Origin of the sequence: Rhodococcus sp. 4CII, from assembly GCF_014256275.1 — a bacterium.
Classification (GTDB): domain Bacteria; phylum Actinomycetota; class Actinomycetes; order Mycobacteriales; family Mycobacteriaceae; genus Rhodococcus_F; species Rhodococcus_F wratislaviensis_A.
Map to the genome: position 1 here is coordinate 763,622 of NZ_JACCFE010000002.1, position 20,146 is coordinate 783,767.

General features: G+C 68.2%; 17 protein-coding genes and 1 pseudogene. 6 read left to right on the plus strand and 12 right to left on the minus strand.

What is annotated here, in order from left to right:
* Window positions 1-5 precede the first annotated feature (5 nt).
* Window positions 6-806, minus strand: a complete 801-nt coding sequence (locus H0B43_RS04485; RefSeq protein WP_185729121.1) for an electron transfer flavoprotein subunit beta/FixA family protein — start codon at window positions 804-806, stop codon at window positions 6-8.
* A 241-nt stretch (window positions 807-1,047) separates the two neighbouring features.
* Between H0B43_RS04485 and H0B43_RS04490 the strand changes: the two genes are divergently transcribed.
* From H0B43_RS04490 to H0B43_RS04500, 3 genes are read left to right on the plus strand one after another with little or no spacing between them, the layout of a single operon-like run.
* Window positions 1,048-1,875, plus strand: a complete 828-nt coding sequence (locus H0B43_RS04490; protein WP_185729120.1) for a bifunctional 2-polyprenyl-6-hydroxyphenol methylase/3-demethylubiquinol 3-O-methyltransferase UbiG — start codon at window positions 1,048-1,050, stop codon at window positions 1,873-1,875.
* A complete protein-coding gene (locus tag H0B43_RS04495; RefSeq protein WP_185729119.1) occupies window positions 1,872-3,470 on the plus strand; it encodes a glycoside hydrolase family 57 protein in 1,599 nt (532 codons plus the stop codon). Before H0B43_RS04490 ends, H0B43_RS04495 begins: the two co-directional genes overlap by 4 nt.
* A complete protein-coding gene (locus H0B43_RS04500; protein WP_185729118.1) occupies window positions 3,467-4,711 on the plus strand; it encodes a glycosyltransferase family 4 protein in 1,245 nt (414 codons plus the stop codon). The genes H0B43_RS04495 and H0B43_RS04500 overlap by 4 nt, the downstream gene beginning before the upstream one ends.
* 53 nt (window positions 4,712-4,764) lie before the next feature.
* Here the strand turns inward: H0B43_RS04500 and H0B43_RS04505 are convergent, their stop codons facing one another.
* Together H0B43_RS04505 and H0B43_RS04510 are read right to left on the minus strand one after the other, a co-directional pair.
* Window positions 4,765-5,022: a DUF3253 domain-containing protein gene (locus H0B43_RS04505; RefSeq protein WP_185729117.1), complete on the minus strand. Its 258-nt coding sequence runs from the start codon at window positions 5,020-5,022 to the stop codon at window positions 4,765-4,767.
* A 22-nt stretch (window positions 5,023-5,044) separates the two neighbouring features.
* A complete protein-coding gene (locus H0B43_RS04510; protein WP_185729116.1) occupies window positions 5,045-5,788 on the minus strand; it encodes an acyltransferase in 744 nt (247 codons plus the stop codon).
* Window positions 5,789-5,950: 162 nt separating this feature from the next.
* On the opposite strand from H0B43_RS04510, the gene H0B43_RS04515 reads away from it, so the two are divergent.
* Window positions 5,951-7,258, plus strand: coding sequence for a PQQ-binding-like beta-propeller repeat protein (locus H0B43_RS04515; protein ID WP_185729115.1), 1,308 nt, complete (start codon window positions 5,951-5,953; stop codon window positions 7,256-7,258).
* Between the two features lie 37 nt (window positions 7,259-7,295).
* On the opposite strand, the gene H0B43_RS04520 is transcribed toward H0B43_RS04515, so the two are convergent.
* The 5 genes from H0B43_RS04520 to H0B43_RS04540 all read right to left on the minus strand — a co-directional run bounded on the left by H0B43_RS04520 (window position 7,296) and on the right by H0B43_RS04540 (window position 12,061).
* Window positions 7,296-8,453 carry a THUMP-like domain-containing protein gene (locus tag H0B43_RS04520; protein ID WP_185729114.1) on the minus strand — a complete coding sequence of 386 codons (1,158 nt, stop codon included), beginning with the start codon at window positions 8,451-8,453 and terminating at the stop codon, window positions 7,296-7,298.
* A gap of 1 nt (window position 8,454) precedes the next feature.
* The gene (locus tag H0B43_RS04525; protein ID WP_185729113.1) at window positions 8,455-9,426 is read right to left on the minus strand and encodes a class I SAM-dependent methyltransferase; all 972 of its coding nucleotides are present in this window, start codon (window positions 9,424-9,426) and stop codon (window positions 8,455-8,457) included.
* Between the two features lie 55 nt (window positions 9,427-9,481).
* Entirely contained in the window at window positions 9,482-10,261 is a 780-nt protein-coding gene (locus tag H0B43_RS04530) for an enoyl-CoA hydratase/isomerase family protein (RefSeq protein ID WP_185729112.1), read from the minus strand.
* 57 nt (window positions 10,262-10,318) lie between these two features.
* Entirely contained in the window at window positions 10,319-11,161 is an 843-nt protein-coding gene (locus H0B43_RS04535) for an NUDIX domain-containing protein (protein WP_185729111.1), read from the minus strand.
* Window positions 11,162-11,236: 75 nt separating this feature from the next.
* The gene (locus tag H0B43_RS04540; RefSeq protein WP_185729110.1) at window positions 11,237-12,061 is read right to left on the minus strand and encodes an ABC transporter ATP-binding protein; all 825 of its coding nucleotides are present in this window, start codon (window positions 12,059-12,061) and stop codon (window positions 11,237-11,239) included.
* 50 nt (window positions 12,062-12,111) lie between these two features.
* Between H0B43_RS04540 and glgX the strand changes: the two are divergent.
* Window positions 12,112-14,115: pseudogene (glgX, locus tag H0B43_RS04545) on the plus strand (glycogen debranching protein GlgX); the annotation flags it as partial.
* A gap of 11 nt (window positions 14,116-14,126) precedes the next feature.
* On the opposite strand, the gene H0B43_RS04550 reads toward glgX, so the two are convergent.
* From H0B43_RS04550 to ctaD, 4 genes are all read right to left on the minus strand, one after another.
* Window positions 14,127-14,882 carry a YitT family protein gene (locus tag H0B43_RS04550; protein WP_397517489.1) on the minus strand — a complete coding sequence of 252 codons (756 nt, stop codon included), beginning with the start codon at window positions 14,880-14,882 and terminating at the stop codon, window positions 14,127-14,129.
* A gap of 28 nt (window positions 14,883-14,910) precedes the next feature.
* Window positions 14,911-15,690: an aminoacyl-tRNA hydrolase gene (locus H0B43_RS04555; protein WP_185729108.1), complete on the minus strand. Its 780-nt coding sequence runs from the start codon at window positions 15,688-15,690 to the stop codon at window positions 14,911-14,913.
* The gene (serB, locus tag H0B43_RS04560) at window positions 15,687-16,907 is read right to left on the minus strand and encodes a phosphoserine phosphatase SerB (RefSeq protein WP_185729107.1); all 1,221 of its coding nucleotides are present in this window, start codon (window positions 16,905-16,907) and stop codon (window positions 15,687-15,689) included. The genes H0B43_RS04555 and serB overlap by 4 nt, the downstream gene beginning before the upstream one ends.
* A gap of 105 nt (window positions 16,908-17,012) precedes the next feature.
* Window positions 17,013-18,803: a cytochrome c oxidase subunit I gene (gene ctaD / locus H0B43_RS04565; RefSeq protein WP_005240299.1), complete on the minus strand. Its 1,791-nt coding sequence runs from the start codon at window positions 18,801-18,803 to the stop codon at window positions 17,013-17,015.
* A gap of 300 nt (window positions 18,804-19,103) precedes the next feature.
* On the opposite strand from ctaD, the gene H0B43_RS04570 reads away from it, so the two are divergent.
* Window positions 19,104-20,111 (plus strand): ABC transporter substrate-binding protein, encoded by a 1,008-nt coding sequence (locus H0B43_RS04570; RefSeq protein WP_185729106.1) that lies wholly within the window; start codon window positions 19,104-19,106, stop codon window positions 20,109-20,111.
* Window positions 20,112-20,146: the final 35 nt, after the last annotated feature.

Sequence of the window (20,146 nt, forward strand, 5' to 3'; positions counted from 1 at the left end):
CGCGATCAGATGATCTTCTGGCCCACGAGGTAGGCAGCGATCTTGCTGCCGCCGTCGCCTTCGTCGACGATGCGCTCACCAGCGGTACGCGGAGGCTTGGGGGTGGAGGCGGTGACGGTGGTGCCCGCGTTGGCGACACCGACGGTCTCCGGGTCGACACCCAGGTCGGCCAGCGAGTAGACGAGAACTTCCTTCTTCTTCGCGGCCATGATGCCCTTGAAGGAGGGGAAGCGGGGCTCGTTGATCTTCTCGGTGACGCTGACGATGGCCGGCAGGCTCGCCTCGAGGCCGAAGACGCCCTCGTCGGTCTCGCGCTCGCCGGTGACCGTACCGTCGGTGACCGTGAGCTTGCGCAGCTGCGTGAGCTGCGGGATGCCCAGGTACTCGGCGATGATGGCCGGGACTGCGCCGACGCGGCCATCGGTGGCCTCGTTGCCGGCGATGATCAGGTCGGCCGGCTCTTCGTTCTCGAACGTGATCTGCCCGAGTGCCGCGGCCAGCGTCCACGCGGTCTGCACCGCGTCGGAGCCGTGGAGGGCCGGGTCGTTGATGTGCACAGCCTTGTCGGCACCCATGGACAGGGCCTTGCGGATGGCGTCGGTGGCGCGGTCCGGACCTGCGGAGAGAACGGTCACCTCGCCGCCCTGAGCCTCCTTGATCAGGAGCGCTTCCTCGACGGCGCGCTCGTTGATCTCGTCGAGCACGGCATCGGCGGCCTCGCGGTCAAGCGTGTAGTCACCGTCGGTCAGCTTGCGCTCGGACCACGTGTCGGGGACCTGCTTGATCAAAACAACGATGTTCGTCATGGGTCTTCGTCGACCTCCTGTGTGTTCTTGCGTGGTTATCGTGAGTTGCTCCGCATGGGCCGAGCTCTCGTCTTCGATATTTCGTCGCACGAGTGCTGTGCGACAGATTACCCCACGCTAAGTTACTCGTCGGTAACTTGCGTGAAAGTCTCGTTCACCATAACGGCCGAAAGCGCATTTCATCCCTGTGATGTAGACCACCTGGACGAGCGACCTTGCCGTGGGCACTAACCTCGCACCGGTGAGCGAATCATTTGTCGGCGACCGCGCGGACGCACCGCTGCCCCCGTCCGGTCACGAGCACTCGTCATCGACCGGGGACGAACACCTGCCCCTCACGGGCGAGCGGACGGTGCCCGGAATCCCCGAGGAAAACTACTGGTTCCGGCGCCACGAGGTGGTCTACCGCGACCTCCTGTCCCGCTGCGCGGGGCGCAGAGTACTCGAGGCCGGATCCGGAGAAGGCTACGGCGCCAACATGATTGCCGACGTGGCGCAGCACGTCACCGGCCTCGACTACGACATCTCCGCGGTCGAACACGTCCGCGTGCGGTACCCCCGCGTCGAGATGCTGCACGGCAACCTCGCGGAGCTTCCGCTGGCGGACGCGTCCATCGACACCGTCGTCAATTTCCAGGTGATCGAACACCTCTGGGATCAAGCGCAATTCCTGCGCGAATGCTTCCGGGTGCTGACCCCCGGAGGGGAACTGCTCGTCAGCACACCCAACCGGATCACGTTCTCGCCGGGCCGCGACACACCGCTCAATCCGTTCCACACCCGCGAACTCGACGCCGCCGAGCTGACGGAACTTCTCGAAGAGGCCGGATTCACAGTGGCCCTCATGACCGGCGTCCATCACGGCGATCGGCTGAAGGTCCTCGACGCCAAGCACGGCGGATCGTTCATCGGCGCACAGATCGACCGCGCACTCGCCGGTGAGCCCTGGCCCGACGAACTGACCCGCGACGTCGAAGGCATCACCGTCGACGATTTCGCACTGCACGAGGGCGACATCGACGACAGCCTCGACCTGGTGGCCGTCGCGGTGAAGGATCCTGTTCGGTGACCGAATCCGACAACCGCACCGGAGCGGGCGACGCGACGGAACCGGGCATGTTCTGCCTGGTCCTGCACTCGCACCTGCCCTGGCTCGCCAACCACGGCCGGTGGCCGGTCGGCGAGGAGTGGCTGTACCAGTCGTGGGCGGCGTCGTACCTCCCGCTGACGGCGATGCTGCGGCGGCTGTCCGCCGAGGGCCGCTCACGCCTGCTGACCCTCGGGATCACGCCCGTTCTCGCAGCTCAACTGGATGATCCCCACTGCCTTGCCGGGATGCACCACTGGCTCGGCAACTGGCAGATCCGCGCACACGAGGCCGCGGGGATGCCCGACGAGGCGCACCGCGACCTCGGTGCGCGCGAACACCGCGCCTCCGCCGCCGCACTCGCCGACTTCGAACTGCGGTGGCGTCACGGCGGCTCCCCGGTCCTGCGCGACCTTCTCGACCGTGAGGCGTTCGAACTGCTCGGCGGCCCGCTCGCCCACCCGTTCCAGCCGCTGCTCGACCCGCGGCTGCGTGCCTTCTCCCTCCGTGAGGGACTCGCGGACGCCGCGGCCCGATGGAACTGCACGCCGACAGGTATCTGGGGGCCCGAATGCGGGTACACCCCCGGCATGGAGACGGGATACGCGGAGGCGGGAGTCCGCCATTTCATGGTCGACGGTCCCGCCCTGCGCGGTGACACGTCGCTCGGCCGGCCCGTTCGCGAGTCCGACGTCGTCGCGTTCGGGCGCGACCTGTCGGTCAGCTATCGCGTGTGGTCGCCGAAGTCCGGGTACCCCGGCCACGGCGCCTACCGCGACTTCCACACCTACGACCACGCGACCGGCCTCAAACCCGCCCGGGTCACCGGCCGCACGGTCGACTCGGCCGACAAGGCACCATACGACCCCGAACTCGCCACCGCTGCGGTCGACCGGCACGTGGCCGACTTCGTCGCCGCCGTCCGCACCCGGCTACGCGACGAGTCCGCGCGCATCGGGCGACCCGCGCTCGTGGTCGCCGCATTCGACACGGAACTGTTCGGGCACTGGTGGCACGAGGGTCCCGAGTGGCTCGAGAAGGTACTGCGCGCGCTGCCCGAGGCCGGAATCCGAGTCGGCACACTCGACGACGCCCGGCGGCAGGGTTACGTCGGCGCACCCGCCGACCTCGAGAACTCGTCGTGGGGATCCGGCAAGGACTGGCGGGTCTGGGCCGGTGATCAGGTCTCCGACCTGGTGCAGCTCAACACCGAGGTGGTCGGGACGGCCCTCGACACCGTCGACAAGTCCCGGGATGCCGACGCCGCACCGGGACGTCCCGCGCTCCGGAACCGCGTGAACGACCAGATACTGCGCGAAGCCCTCATGACGGTGTCGAGCGACTGGGCATTCATGGTCAGCAAGGACTCGGCGGCCGGATACGCCCGCGACCGGGCGCACAAGCACGCGCACGCCACCCGCGAGATCGCCGCCGCGGCCTCGGCGGGCAAGGACGCGGCCGCGACCCGGCTCGCGGAGGGATGGAACCGCGCCGACGGCTTGTTCCCCGGGCTCGACGCGCGGCGTCTGCCCGCCGGGGACCCCCGGCTGCCGGGCACCGAGGGAGGGGCGTCGTGAAAATTTTGATCGTGTCGTGGGAGTACCCGCCCGTCGTGGTCGGCGGTCTCGGCCGCCACGTGCACCACCTGGCCACCGAACTCGCGGCGGCCGGACACGAGGTGGTGGTGCTGTCGCGGCGGCCGTCGGGCACCGACGCCTCCACTCACCCCACCGTCACCCACATCGAGGACGGCGTCCTGGTGGTCGCGGTCGCCGAGGACCCCGCTCATTTCGTGTTCGGCGAGGACATGCTGGCGTGGACTCTCGCGATGGGACACGCGATGGTGCGGGCCGGTGTCGCCCTCCACAAACCGGGCGTCGGGGAGGGGTGGCAGCCGGACGTGGTGCATGCCCACGACTGGCTCGTCGCGCACCCGGCCATCGCGCTGGCCGAATTCTACGACGTCCCTTTGGTTTCCACGCTGCACGCCACCGAGGCCGGGCGGCACAGCGGCTGGGTGTCCGGCCGGATCAACCGCCAGGTGCATTCGGTCGAATGGTGGCTGGCCAACGAGTCCGATGCTCTCATCACGTGTTCCGCGTCGATGGAGGACGAGGTGACCACGCTCTACGGTCCGCAGCTCCCGCCGATCACGGTGATCCGCAACGGAATCGACGTCACCACCTGGAATTTCCGTGAGCGCGCGCCGCGGTCCGGACCGCCCAAACTACTGTTCGTCGGTCGCCTCGAATACGAGAAGGGCGTGCAGGACGCCATCGCCGCACTCCCCCGGATCCGCCGCAGCCACCCCGGAACGACACTGTCGATCGCAGGCGAGGGCACCCAGTTCACCTGGCTGTATCAGCAGGCCCGCACCCACCGGGTGGCGCGCGCCGTGAACTTCCTGGGCACCCTCGACCACATCGAACTGCTCGGCTGGCTGCACGGCGCCGACGCCATCGTCCTGCCCAGCCGGTACGAACCGTTCGGCATCATCGCACTCGAGGCGGCCGCCGCCGGAACGCCGCTCGTCGCGTCCACCGCGGGCGGCCTCGGAGAAGCGGTCGTCGACGGCGAGACGGGCATGTCGTTCCAGCCGGGCGACGTCACCGGTCTCACGTCCGCGGTGCGGGAGGTCCTCGACGACCCGGCCGCGGCGCAACAGCGCGCCCTGGCCGCCCGCGACCGTCTCACCGCAGACTTCGACTGGCACACGGTGGCCGAGGACACCGTCCACGTCTACGCCGGCGCAAAACGCCGTGTGCGGCACCCGTTGGCGAGGCCCGAAATTCCCGAGCGCCCACTTCCCGGCCGCTGACCGGGGCGAATGTACCGTGCGGCGCCACGGATGCGCCGCACGGTACATTCGCCTCAGTTGCCGCGGGCGCGGCGGATCCGGATCGGACCTCGCGCCGACACGGGATCCACCACATCGCCCTTCTGCGTGATCTCGACCTCCCCAGCCTCGACCAGTCGCCGGGCGGCCTCCCGCACGGGTTCCATCAACGGTCGCCAGTCGTCGGGCGCGACGGCGCGAGCGACATCCGACGGGCAGATGCTCGCACCGTCCGCCCGGGCGTCGAGCAGTGTCCCGATGGCGTTCTCCAGTTCGCGTTCGGACGCGGTCACGGATCCGACTATGCCACCGCGGTCAGTTCTCCCGCGCCGCCTTCTTCCGGGCGATGTCCTCGAGGGCCGCGATGTACTTGGCGCGTTCGGCCGCGCCTGCCTCCCAGTCGGCCTTGCGGTTCTTCACGGCCTTCGCCGGCGACCCGACGGCGATGCTGAAGTCGGGGATGTCGCCCTTCACGACGGCGTGCGCGCCGAGAACACACCCTCGTCCCACCCGCGTGTTGCGCAGGACCGTGACCTTGGCCGCCACCCACGTGTCGGGGCCGATGCGGACCGGGCCCTTCACGATGCCCTGATCCTTGATCGGGACGTTCACGTCGTCCATGCGGTGGTCGAAGTCGGTGATGTAGCACCAGTCGGCCACGAGCGTCGACGCACCGATCTCGATGTCGAGGTACGTGTTGACGACGTTGTCCTTGCCGAACACCACCTTGTCGCCGATGCGCAGCGAACCCTCGTGGCAGCGGATCGCATTACCGTCGCCGATGTGCACCCACCGGCCGATCTCGAGTCGGGACAGGTCGGGGGTCGAATGGATCTCCACCCGCTTTCCGAGGAACACCATGCCGCGCAGAATCACGTGCGGGTTGGCCAGCTTGAACTTCGCGAGCCGGTAGTACCGCACGAGATACCACGGCGTGTACGCCTTGTTCGCCAGTACCCACCGCAGCGAGTCACGCGTCAGGAAGCGGGCCTGCTCGCTGTCGCTCCGCCGGGATCCTCGCCACCTCGTACGCAACGGTGCGCCCCACATGCTCGTCATAACCTGTCAGCCTACGTTCACGCCTCACATACCCGTCCAGGAGTGTCCGGACGCCGGCACCGGCCTCAGAGTGTGACGCTCGGCCCGCCTCGGGGTGTGTGCTCGGCCCCGCCTGGACGGGATAGTCTCTGGGCCGAGCGTTATCGAAGACGAGGAGAAGTAATGCGGCGGGTCCTACGTTCGTCAGTACTGGCGCTGGCGACGATCTCGGCTGTCGTCCTCAGCGGCTGCAGCAGCGGGACGCAGGTCGACGACATCTTCTCCGCAGGCGGGTGGCCCGGCATGCACGCCGACGCCCGCAACAGCGACACCAGCGCCGTCACCGGTTCCCGCGACATCTCCTTCGCATGGTCCCGTCCGCTCGGCGGTCCGGTGGCCAACTACGCGTCGGTGGCCGCCAGCGGCCAGATCTTCGTCACCGCCCGCACCGAGAAGGGCTGCAACCTCTTCTCCTTCCAGATGGACAGCGGCCGCAAGCGCTGGTGCCGTCAGCTCGCGCCCGGAGTGGTGGCGTCCACGCCGATCGTCGACGGCGCCGCCAACGTGTACGTGGGCGAGAACGGCGCCATCAACTCGTTCAACGAATACGGCCAGCTGCGGTGGCGCACACCGGTGGTCGGGACCCCGCTGTCCGCGCAGTTCACCGGCGACGGCAACCTCCTCTTCATCACCCAGCTCGGCCAGATCAATGTCGTGAACACGCAGAACGGCCAGAAGGTCGTGGCACCGTACGATCTCGTCCCGCCGCCGTCCGTCGCCGACGGCGCGAACGTCGACATCCTCCCCGACGACAAGGGCCTCAGCGGCTGCTTCTTCGGCTCACCCGACTGCCCGGTGGCCAACATGCCCGCGATCGACCTCGAGTCCGGCAAGTTCTACTTCACGTTCTTCGCGCCCGGCGCACCCCAGGCGGAACTCGTCGCGATGAAGTACACCGGCGGCGACACCCCCGCGATCACCCAGGAATGGTCCAGCGACACCCTGCCGGGCGGCAGCGCGTCCAGCCCCGACCTGTCCGCCGACGGCTCCGTCGTCTACGCCAACGACAACTGGGGAACGATGTGGGCGATCGATTCTGCCACCGGTGATCCGAAGTGGAGTTACGACATCGGGTACGCCGCCGCAGGCAGCCCGTCGACGTCCGCGGACGGTCTGATCATTCCCGCGGGCGGTCCCGACGGCCACCTGCTGGCGCTGCAGGACAGGGGAGATCACGCCGAACTCGCCTGGGAGCGGAAGGATCTGATCCAGCTCGGCGTTCCTGCTCAGACGGCCGGGTCCACCGGATACGCGGTGGTTCACGACGGTGCGGACGGACTGGCGATGATGACGTTCGACACGGGAACCGGCGAAACCCTCGATCAGGACACCCTGCCCGGGGCGAAGGGGTTCACCGTCGGCACCTCGGTCGGACCGAAGGGCGAAGTCCTCACCCCGACGCTGCTGGGCGAGCTGTTCGTCCTCCGCTGAGCCGTGAGTATTTGTCGACGTCCCGGTTGACAAGGACTCACGGGCGCGCAGCGCAAATGAAGGCGACACCGGCGCGGCCAATTCGGGTGATCACCACACTGAGGGAACGACTTCCGCGCAGCTTCAACTTGGGCCGCAGGACTGCGGGATCGACGTCGACGCCGCGCACGAGGATTTCGGCCACACCACAGTCGTGACGTACCAGCTCCTGCCGCAGCGACTTCTCCGAATACTTCACCTGTTCGAGAATGCGGAAGCCCCGCACGCCGTCGGGAACCGAATCGCCGGTGAGATAGGCGATCCGGGGGTCCAGCTGCCACAATCCGTGGCGGGCCGCGTAGTGCCGCACCAGGCCCGCACGCACGACCGCCCCGTCGGGATCGACGATCCACTCCCCCGGCGCACGTTCGGGGATGTCGTCGTTGTCGGAGTCCGTCACCGTCCACGCGCTGTCGTCGGAGCCGAGGACGGTCGCCCGCCGCGTTACACCGGCACCGGACAGTCCCGGCGACCACAGGCATGCCTCGCGCACCCCGCCGTCGAGGGAGACCACCTCCACTTCGCCGTCCCAGCCGAGCCGGTCGAAATCGAGTCCGGGAGCACACTTCACGGCGAGGTCCCGTCCGCGGTACGTCTCGATGAGATCCGGCAGCGGCGGTTCCAGCGCGGCGGGATCGTGCGTGCGCCTGCCGCCCGACCGTCGCGCCGGGTCCGCGAGCACGACGGTGCCGCGGGTGCACGGAACGAGCGCGTCCGCGCGCAGAACGGTCGCCCCGGGAACGTTGTGCTGCGCCATCAGGAGCCGCACCGGGTCGAGGTCGCTGCCGATCACCGTTGCGGCGGTCCCGACCACGGCGTCCAGTTCTGCCCCGATGGAACAGGTGACGTCGTGGACGTCCCGGTCTGTCAGCCGCATCGCCCGGTGCGCGGCGACCGCACAGGGGGTCGCCTGTTGCAGGGCATCGTCGGTGAAGAACCAGGTTTCGGTGCCGGGAAGTTTCGCGGCCGCTTTCCGCCGCAGCAGCACGGTCTCCACAAGCAATGCCACGTGTGAACCGAAACGCGTACGCGCCCAGCCGATGTCGGCCACTCGCGTAGACGTGGTCAGTGCGAGGGCGCCCACTTCCGTGAGAGCTGCCGCCCCCTCCGGGCTCTGCAGGAACTCCACGTCCCCGGGAGTGAACGCATAGCCCAATTCAGTTGCCGGGCTTCACGCCGGTGATCATGACGTTGTAGAAGAATCCGCGCGGCACCACGTGCCGGAGAACCTTCTCGTCGACCCAGCTGAGCGTCTTCCATCCGGTGAACGCGAAACGCCCCCAGCCCCAGCCCAGCTTCTCCGGGGGCACCGCGGCCTCGAACGTGCGCACGGGCCACCCGAGCAGCGCGGCGGCGAATTCCTCGGTGGCCGCGTGAACCTGCTCGGCGCCTGCCGACTTCGCGATCTTCTCCAGGTCGCTCGGATCGAATGTGTGGAGGTCGACGACGGCCTCGAGCGCGGCCGCGCGGGAGGACTCGTCCAGTTCGGCCTGCGGTCGACGCCAGTCGGCGAGGAACGGCAACTTGGTGACCCGGGTGGTGACCTCCCACGTCGCGCGACCCAGCCAGCGGGCGTAGAAGTTGCCGATCGTGGTCGGCTCACCGGCGAACACGAAACGACCGCCCGGCTTCAGGACACGCAGAACCTCGCGCAGCGACTGCTCGACGTCCGGGATGTGATGCAGGACCGCGTGTCCCACGACGAGATCGAACGTGTCGTCCGCGTAGGGGATGGTCTCGGCGTCGGCGACGCGGCCGTCGACGGACAATCCCAGCCCCTCCGCGTTGCGGAGCGCGACCTTCACCATGCCGGGCGAGAGGTCGGTGACCGAACCGGCCTTCGCGACCCCACCCTGCATCAGGTTGAGGAGGAAGAATCCGGTGCCGCAGCCCAGTTCGAGCGCCCGCTCGTAGGGCAGCAGCTGATCGCCCGCGACGGCGTCGAAGCGACCGCGTGCGTAGTCGATGCACCGCTCGTCGTACGAGATCGACCACTTCTCGTCGTACGTCTCGGCTTCCCAGTCGTGGTAGAGCACCTGCGCGAGTTTGGTGTCCTTCAGCGCAGCCTCTACCTCTTCAGCGGTGGCGTGCGGATGAGGAGCGGGGTCGTCGTGGGCGCTAGCAGTCATGCGGCAAATCCTACTCGCTGGTAAGAGTGAACAGGTTCTAGTTTCGGGCTTCAGACTACTCGCCCGTGAACTGAGCCTTACCTGGGCCGTTCTCGATGAACGATTCCATCCCGATCTTGCGGTCCCGGGTGGCGAACAGCGAGGTGAACAGTTGACGCTCCACCGCCAGGCCGGTCCCCAGATCCACATCCAGACCGTGGTCGACGGCAGCCTTCGCCGCCGCCAGGGCTCGGGGGGCGCCCTTCGTGAACTGCGATGCCCACCTGCGCGCCGCCTCGTACACGTCGTCCGGCGCCACGACCTCGTCGACCAGGCCTATCGCCAGCGCCTCCTCAGCGTCGACGAAACGCCCGGTGAACAGCAGATCCTTCGCCTTGGACGGTCCGATCAGCCGGGCGAGGCGCTGGGTTCCGCCGCCGCCGGGAATGATGCCGAGCAGGATCTCCGGCACACCGAGTTTGGCGTTGTCGCCGGCGATGCGCCGGTCGGCCGACAACGCGACCTCCAGTCCGCCGCCGAGGGCGTACCCCGTGATGGCGGCCACGGTGGGCTTCGGGATCTCGGAGACCGCCGCGAGGTCGGACTGCAGGTCGCCGATCACGTCGGCCATCTGCCCGAATTCCATTTCGGACATTTCCTTGACGTCGGCGCCCGCGGCGAAGACCTTCTCGCCGCCGTAGACGACGACGGCCTTCACGTCGGAATTCACGGTCGCCTCCCGTGCCGCCGCCCGCAACTCCTGCTGGACCTGACGGTTCAGGGCGTTCATCGGGGGGCGCGCGAGCCGGATCGTGCCGATGCCTTCGGATACCTCGAGAGTGACAAACTCAGCCATGAGGCAAAAGGCTACTTGTTTGCCTCCGACCCGGTTTCGCGGCCCGCCGCATCGCGATCAGTCGCGGGACGCCCACGGATGCGGGCCGGCCTCGTAATAGCCGTCCTGCCCGGGGAACTCGACGCGGAGCTGCTCCTCGTCCGTGATGAGCGTCGGCAGGATCACCGGGATCTCCGGCTCCGCGGCCAGGACCTCCGCGACCGAGCCGTACGCACTGAGCGCCGTGAGCTGGCTCCACGTCGGCGGCAGCAGAATGCTTCCGCCACCCTGCCAGTGCGCGAGCGCCGCGGCCGGACTCTGCCACTGCACATCCTCGGCTTCGGACGTCGCACCGTCCGCGATCTGGCCGTGCGGTGCGGCGGCGACGAAGAAGCGGGTGTCGTAGCGGCGGCCCTCGCCGACAGGGGTGATCCAGTTGGCCCAGGGACGCAGCAGGTCGGCCCTCAGGACCAGGTTCTCCCGTCTCAGGAAGTCGCTGAACGAGAGTTCGCGGGTCTCGAGCTGGGTGCGCGACTGCGCGTAGCGTGACGTGTCCGCGACGACCGTGTCCGCGCTCGGCCCGGCGAGGAGCACGCCGCATTCCTCGAACGTCTCGCGCACCGCCGCGCACACGAGCGCCTTCGCGCGCGCCGTATCGGTGGAAAACCGCTCGGCCCACCACTCGACAGGCGGACCCGCCCACTCGACCTCGGCTTCGGCGTCCGAGGGATCGACCCCACCGCCGGGGAAGACGGTCATACCGCCGGCGAACGCCATCCCCTTCACCCGGCGGAGGAGGAAGACCTCGATACCGGGCGCCGCGGCATCTGCCGCGGCGTCACGGATCAGGATGACGGTGGACGCGTCCTTGGGCGCAACCTCGGTGTTGTCGCGGGGCGCCTGCTCTTGCTTCGAGACCATGTCTCGGAACCTACGCCGCCGGGTGACGCGGGTCGCAGTCGGTCCCCCGCGCGGTCGCACCGACCAGTCCGGTGCTCAGCCCCGCCGGTGCGCGCCGGGGACGCGGGTCCGCCGCGCGAAGAACCGGCCGTCGACCTTGTCGAGGCTGATGGACTGGCTGAACGCCTCGCTGAGGTTCTCGGCCGTGATGACCTGATCGAGAAGACCCTGCGAGACCACCTCCCCTTCTTTGAGGAGCATCGCGTGAGTGAATCCCGGCGGAATCTCCTCGACGTGGTGGGTGATGAGGACCGTCGCGGGGGCGTCGGGGTCGGCGGCGAGGTCGGTGAGGCGCGCCACGAGTTCCTCACGCCCACCGAGGTCGAGACCGGCCGCGGGTTCGTCGAGGAGCAGCAATTCCGGGTCGGTCATCAGCGCACGGGCGATGAGAACACGCTTGCGCTCTCCCTCGGACAGGGTGCCGTAGGTGCGCTTGGCGAGGTGCTCGGCGCCGAGGCTCTCGAGCATCTCCACGGCACGGTCGGTGTCCATGTCGTCGTAGCGCTCACGCCAGCGGCCGAGCACGGCGTACCCGGCGGAGACGACGAGATCGCTCACGACCTCGTCGGACGGCACCCGGTTGGCGAGCGCCGAGGAGGACAGTCCGATCCGCGGCCGGAGTTCGTTGATGTCGACGCGGCCCAGCCGCTCACCGAGGAGGTAGGCACTTCCGCTCGTGGGATGCAGTTCGGCGGCCGCGATGCGGAGCAACGACGTCTTCCCTGCCCCGTTCGGTCCGAGGACGACCCATCGTTCGTCGAGTTCCACCTTCCAGGTGACCGGGCCCACCAGGGTGTTGCCCCCGCGGCGGAGGAGAACGTCGTCGAATTCGATGAGGAGATCGGGATCAGGTTCATGCACGGACCCATCTTCTCGCACATCTTCCGAGCATTCACGGCAGGATCAGTTGCGTGTCGCCTCACATCGATTCGCAGCCCGGCGAGACGTCGTCGCTCCCGCCGAGCCTGCGGCTGCCCGGGTCCCCGTTTCCCCTGGGAGCAAATGTCCGGGGCACCGGAACGCAGTTCGCGGTCCACTCCCCCGACGCCGAACTGGTACAGGTGTGCCTGATCTCCGAGAGCGGCGACGAGACCCGGATCGACCTGGTCCAGCAGACGTACGGCATCTGGCACGGCGTCGTCGACGGTGTCGGCGAGGGACAGCGGTTCGGATACCGCGCGCACGGTCGCTGGGACCCCACACGGGGCGTGCGCCTCAATCCGGCCAAGTTGCTTCTGGATCCGTGGTCGCGGCGCATCACCGGCGAACTCGGCGACCACGACGCGCTCGTCTCCCACGACGGCGACCCGTTCGGCGGCCCCTCACGGGTCGACAGCCTGGGCCACACGCCCCTGTCGGTGGTGACCGCCGACCGGTCCCGCACGAGCGGACCGCGGATCGAGAGGCCGTGGGAGGAAACCGTGGTCTACGAACTGCACGTGGGGTCGTTCACCGCCCGGCACCCCGACGTCCCGCCGCAGTACCGCGGAACCTATCTGGGCCTCGCCGAACCCGCCGTCATCGGTCACCTCGTCCGCCTCGGGGTGACCGCCGTCGAACTGCTGCCGGTCCACGCGTACGTCTCCGAGGCGACCGTGCGCTCACGGGGCATGCGCAATCACTGGGGATACTCCACCGCAGCCTTCTTCGCCCCACATTCGGGCTATGCCGCCGCGGCAGGCGAGGAGATTGCCGAGTTCCACACGATGGTCGACGCGCTGCACGCCGCCGGCATCGAGGTGATTCTCGACGTGGTGTACAACCACACCTGTGAGCAGGGTGTCGACGGCATCAGTATCGGCTGGCGCGGCCTCGACGCGCCCGGCTACTACCTCCTGGACTCCGACGGTCACGACATCGATCTCACGGGATGCGGCAACACCGTCGACGCCCACTCGCCCGTCGCCGTCCGCATGATCGGCGACAGTCTGCGCTACTGGGCTCACGACATGGGCGTCGACGGTTTCCGCTTCGACCTCGCGTCCGCTCTCGGTCGTCCGGGTGGAGGCCGATTCGATTCCCGCGCTTCGGTCTTCTCCGCGATCACCGCGGATCCTGTTCTCTCCCGCTGCAAACTGATCGCCGAACCGTGGGACGCCACTCCGGACGGATACCGGGTCGGCCAGTTCGGACTCCAGTGGTCGGAATGGAACGACAAGTACCGCAACACCGTTCGACGGTTCTGGAACGGCGACACGGGGGTCCGCGACCTCGCCTCCCGGGTGGCGGGCTCGGAGGACGTGTTCGGTGCGCGGCGACCGTGGGCGTCCGTCAACTTCGTGACCGCACACGACGGGTTCACCGCCGCCGACCTCGTCTCGTACGTCCGCAAACGCAACGAGGCCAACGGCGAGGACAACCGCGACGGCGCCGATCACAACGACTCCGTCGACCACGGCGTCGAAGGCCCCACCGACGATCCGTCGGTCGTCGCGGCGCGGTCCCGTCACGTCCGCGCCCTGCTGGCTACGCTGGCATTGTCGACCGGCACGCCGATGTTCACCGCCGGCGACGAATTCGGGCACACGCTGGGCGGCAACAACAACGCGTACTGCGTCGCCGAGGGCACGCCTCGAGAAGACGCCTGGCCACTCGACTGGACCGGTCGGGACACGACCCTCACCGCGTTCGTGACCCGCGCCCTCGATCTGCGTCGCGCCTCTCCCGCACTCCGTCAGCCGGAGTTCTTCGAGGGCAGGCGCACCCCGACCGGCCATCCGGATCTCGTATGGTTCGGTGCGGACGGCGCGGAGATGGACGACCGGGCCTGGCACGACGACTCCCGGCGCACCCTGCAGGCGTGGATCGACGGATCCGACATCCGCTCCCACACCGAGGACGGGCACGAACTCACCGACGACAGCTGGCTGCTCGTCTTCCACTCCGGCGGGCCCACGGCGATCACACTCGGGTGTCCCGAATGGTTCTACGGCACGGTGCTCGCCGAATTCGACTCGACGTCCCCCGACGGCGCACCCGCACCGGGCGGCCCGATTTCGGCCGACTCGGCGATCACGCTGTCCGGTCCCACGCTGCTCGTCTTCCGCGCGGTCGGGTAGAGGCCACCGAAGCGCATCATCAGCTGGATGAGCGGACCGATGCCGAGCGCGTAGACGACGGTGCCCACCCCCACGGTGCCGCCGAGCAACCACCCGGTGGCCAGCACAGTCACCTCGATCGACGTGCGGATCACCCGGACCGACAGCCCGGTCCGCGCCACCAACCCGGTCATGAGACCGTCCCTCGGTCCAGGACCCATTCCCGCCCCGATGTACAGCACCGTCGCGAGAGCGTTGAGGACGACACCGCCGAGCATCATCGCGACCCTCACGTACAGGGAATCCGCGGAGTCGAGCACCGCCAGCGACGTGTCCACCGACACGGCGATGACCACCACGTTGGCGACCGTGCCGAATCCGGGTCTCTGACGGATCGGGATCCACAGCGCGAGGACCACGACGCCGGTCAGTGCGGTCACCGCACCGAAACTCAGCGGCGTGCGACCCGCCACGCCTTGATGGAACACGTCCCACGGGTCGAGGCCGAGTCCGGCTGTGATCATCATGGCCATCGAGAAGCCGTAAAGCCACAATCCGGCGAACAGTGCGATCAGGCGTCGAGCGAGCATGAACGTCAGTGTTCCGCGAAACCGTGCCGCACCCCATAGCCACGACGCGGACACTGGACTGTCGACGCCTCGGTCACCAGGCTCAGGGAGAGGCGATCACGGTCATCGATCCGGGGGCCACCTCGGTGAATCCGGCGTCACGCACGGCGATTGCCCTGCCCCGCACCACCTCGATGGTCAGTTCCTCCCACAGTCCGACGTCGGCATCCCGCACCGCGCACCGGTAGCCGGTAGCCGCCCACGCGCGTGCCTGCTCGGTGCTCATCGCGCCTGCGAGCAGCATCGATGCGTGACCGACCTGCGCCGCGGCCTTGCCCACCGTCATGTCCAGGGTGGAGTTGATCCACAGCACCGGGATCCCGTCCGGGATCTCGCCGGGGTCGTCGTGGTCGAGATCGGTCCCGCCGATCTGCAACTTCTTGATACGCGGGTCGAGGGTGCCCACCGCGACGGGCACGAGCGCGCGGGCCTGCGCACCGTCGACGTCGACGGTGATCCCGTCGACGTCCTGCGCCGCGTGCCACTGCGCCCCACGGGCCCGGCGGGACACCTTACGAATCCGCGACCCGATCCACGCGAGGTAGTCGTCCTGCCACGGTCCGGGCGCGCCCGTTTCGTCGGGGCCGACGCGCGGGTCGAGGCACAGCGCCACCGCCGCGGTCGCGGCGGCCTCGAGCAGCGCAGTGCGCGGCGGCGGATCGGTCTTCGGAATGTGGAGCACGATCGGCATGGCGAGGACTTGCGCCGGGTCATCCGGATCCGGCCGGCCGCCGTATCCGGCCGCGAGGACGGCGTGACGCGCCGCCCACAGGGCGTCGTCACCGGCCTCCCCGGCGACCGCGTCGCGGCACGGTTCCGTCACGACAGCGGGACTCGTCGCACCACGCCGTCCACCGCGTCGGCGGCCTCGACCTCGTCGCGGGTGACCCCGAGGATGAACAGGACGGCATCGAGGAAGGGGTGCGACAGCGCCGTGTCCGCAACCTCCCGCAGGGCGGGTTTGGCGTTGAACGCGATCCCCAGACCGGCGGCGTTGAGCATGTCGATGTCGTTGGCGCCGTCGCCGACCGCCACCGTCTGCTCCATCGGGACGCCGACCTGTGCGGCGAACTTCCGCAGCGCGGTCGCCTTCGCGGCCCGGTCGACGATGTCGCCGATCACCCGGCCGGTGAGTTTGCCGTCCACGATCTCGAGCGTGTTGGCCTGCACGAAGTCAAGTTCCAATTCGTGGGCGAGGCCCTCGATGACCTGCCGGAACCCACCGGACACCACGCCGCAGTGGAAGCCGAGCCTGCGAAGCGTCCGGATGGTGGTGCGGGCGCCCGGTGTCAGTTCCAGATTCTCCGCGACGTCGTCGATGACCGAGGCGTCGAGGCCGGCGAGGGTCGCGACCCGCTGATGCAGGGATTCGGTGAAGTCGATCTCGCCGCGCATCGCGGATTCGGTGACGGCGCGCACCTCGTCCTCGACTCCCGCGCGAGCCGCGAGCATCTCGATGACCTCACCCTGTACGAGGGTCGAGTCGACGTCGAACACGATGAGCCGCTTGGCACGACGGGCCAGTCCCCCGCGCTCGACCGCGATGTCGACGTTCTCGCGCACGGCCACTTCCGCCAGCACGGTGCGCAGGCTCTTGTCGGCCTCCGCCGTGGCGGGGGCGGACACCAGGAGTTCGAGGCCCGTCACCGGGTAGTCGGCGACGCCGCGGATCGAGTCGATGTTGACCCCGAGGGTCGCCATCTCCCGCGCCACCGAACGCAGTGCGCGGGCCGACACCGGACTGCCGAGGACGACGACGGCGTGAGTGGACAGCGACTGCCTGCCGGGATCGGCACCGATCTCGACGTCCACCGACATCCCGACGGTGGCCATCGCCTCTTCGAGTTCCTCCTGCAGCGCTTCCCCGTTCTCGGGGCAGGCCACCAGGACGCCGAGGGTCAGTCGCCCACGAATCACCACCTGCTCCACGTCGAGAAGGCTCACGTCGTGGCGGGAGAGCGACCCGAAGAGCACCGAGGTGACGCCGGGTCGGTCGGGGCCCGTCACGGTCACCAGGACAGTGGTGTCAGCTGCACCCACCGATGTACTCCGATCATGTTGCTCGCGCGGCTTGTCCGGCACCCATTGTGCCAACTGAAAGGCCCCGCCCGTTGCTGGGGCGGGGCCTTTCCGAAACGTGCTGTGTCAGCGGCCGGTGTCGGTTCCGGGGTCGCCTTCGTCGCCGACGGTCAGCGGCTCGTGGCGTTCCTTCTCGAGCACGGTGCTGGCGTGCTTACCACCGTGGCCCGGTCCGACGTGCGCCTCGGCCTTCATCCGCTCGACCATGTGCGGGTAGTGCAGCTCGAACGCGGGACGCTCGGAGCGGATGCGCGGCAGCTCGGTGAAGTTGTGCCGCGGCGGCGGGCAGCTGGTGGCCCACTCGAGCGAGTTGCCGTAGCCCCACGGGTCGTCGACGGTTACGACCTCTCCGTACCGGTAGCTCTTGAAGACGTTCCAGATGAACGGCAGCGTCGAGGCACCGAGAACGAACGCGAAGATCGTCGAGAACGAGTTCAGGAACGTGAAGCCGTCCGAGGGCAGGTAGTCGGCGTAGCGGCGCGGCATACCTTCGTTACCCAGCCAGTGCTGGACGAGGAACGTGCCGTGGAAGCCGATGAACGTGGTCCAGAAGTGCCACTTGCCGAGGCGCTCGTCCATCATGCGGCCGGTCATCTTCGGGAACCAGAAGTAGATGCCGGCGTAGGTGGCGAACACGACGGTGCCGAAGACCACGTAGTGGAAGTGGGCGACCACGAAGTACGTGTCCGTCACGTGGAAGTCGAGCGGCGGGCTCGCGAGGATGACGCCGGACAGACCACCGAAGAGGAACGTGATGAGGAAGCCGATCGAGAACAGCATCGGCGACTCGAACGTCAACTGACCCTTCCACATCGTGCCGATCCAGTTGAAGATCTTCACACCCGTCGGGACGGCGATCAGGAACGTCATGAACGAGAAGTACGGAAGCAGCACGGCGCCGGTGGCATACATGTGGTGCGCCCACACCGCGATGGAGAGGGCGGCGATCGCCAGGGTCGCGTAGACCAGGCCGCTGTAACCGAAGACGGGCTTACGGCTGAAGACCGGGAAGATCTCCGACACGATGCCGAAGAACGGCAGCGCGATGATGTACACCTCGGGGTGACCGAAGAACCAGAACAGATGCTGCCACAGGAGCACGCCGCCGGTGGCCGGGTCGAAGATGTGGCCACCGAGGTGGCGGTCGACGAACAGACCCATGAATGCGGCGGTCAGCAGCGGGAACGCCAGCAGAATCAGGATGCTGGTGATGAAGATGTTCCACGTGAAGATCGGCATCCGGAACATCGTCATGCCGGGGGCACGCAGGCAGATGACGGTGGTGATCATGTTGACACCACCGAGGATGGTGCCGAGGCCGGCGACCGCGAGGCCCATGACCCAGAGGTCGGCGCCCACACCCGGGGAGTGCAGCGCACTCGTCAGGGGCGTGTAGGCGGTCCAGCCGAAGTCTGCGGCACCACCGGGAGTGATGAAGCCGGCGGTCGTGATGATCGCGCCGAACACGTACAGCCAGTAACTGAACGCGTTGAGTCGCGGGAACGCCACGTCGGGGGCACCGATCTGCAGCGGCAGGATGTAGTTGGCGAACCCGAACACGATCGGCGTCGCGTACAGCAGCAGCATGATCGTGCCGTGCATCGTGAACAGCTGGTTGAACTGCTCGTTCGACAAGAACTGCATACCGGGCACAGCGAGCTCGGCGCGCATCATCAGGGCCATGAGACCACCGATGAGGAAGAACGCGATCGAGGTCGTCAAGTACATGATTCCGAGCACCTTGGGGTCGGTGGTCGTAATCATTTTGAAGATGAACGAGCCCTTGGGTCCCTGCCGCGGCGGGTAAGGCCTGGCTGCAGCTATCGCGGGGACTGGCTGGGGCGCTACGGCAGTCACTGATCCTCCTGAATGCGCGTCCGACCCCGGGCTGCGAGGCGAACGGTCTCTGGCTTGCGCTCATCGAATCGTAGACCGTGCCCTGAGCGGCCTCCGACTGGGTCCTACCCACTGTCGTACTTGCCCGGACTAGGAGCAACTCGGTGCGCATTCGACCTGCGGTTTGTCCTACCGGGAGTGCTCACTGTCACGCGGTCCGGCGTGTCGGACCCGGCCGGTCGACACGGCCCGCGCGAGCCTCCGGCACAGCGCCCCCTCGGTGCTAAGGTTTCGCTCACCTAACTTCGATCAGGAGCCCATGTGAACGTCCTTTCCCGTCGCCGCGTCGTCGCAGGCGTGGTCGCCCTCGCCGCGGCAGCCACCTTCTCGATCACGTCCTGCTCCAGTAGCGGCGAGACCGCCGCCGCACCCGGCACCACCGCGTCGACCGGGCAATTCCCCCGCACGATCGACCACTTCCGCGGCAGCACCGAGATTCCGGCCGCCCCGCAGCGCGTCGTGGCACTCGACAACAGTTTCACCGACGCCGTCCTGCTCCTCGAGACGCCGCTCGTCGGATACGTCGACTATCGCGAGCCCGGGCTCCCCGACTACCTCGGCTCCTCACGCGACGAGTTCGCGCCGGACGCCGCATCGGTGGGCAAGGTCAGCAACGCGAGCCTCGAACAGATCGCCGCACTGCAACCCGACCTGATCATCTCCGCCGAGGTCCGCGACGCGAAGAACTACGAGCAACTGTCCGCGATCGCGCCGACAATCTTCACCGAGACCACCGGGCCGACGTGGAAGGACAACATCAGGCTCGTCGGCAAGGCACTCGGTAAGGAAGAGCTCGCCGAGCAGAAGATCGGCGCCTACGAGGAGCGGGCCGCCACCGTCGGCGCGAAGATCAACGGCGCGGCGTCGAATCCGGTGATCTCGGTCGTCCGGTTCGCCGGCGAGCCGACGGCGCGCCTCTACCGCACTACCTCGTTCAGCGGGATCGTCCTCTCCGACGCCGGGTTGGCACGTCCCGGCAGCCAGGGCCCCGATCCGGCCGATCCGGACAACATCATGCAGGCAATCAGCCCCGAGCTGATCAGCGAGGCAGAAGGCGATGTCATCTTCGTCAGCACCTGGCAGGACCCGGCGGGCAAGAGCGCCGAAGCGGCGAAGCCCTTCCTGGAGAGCCCGCTGTGGCAGACACTGAAGGGACGCAAGATCGACGTCGACGACGCCCGGTGGATGTCGCCGGTCAGCGTCCAGGGCGCGCATCTCATCCTCGACGACCTGTCGGACACGTTCGGGGTGGACAAGCACAGCGGCTAACCTGAACGCGCCCGCACACACAGGAAGTCGCCGAA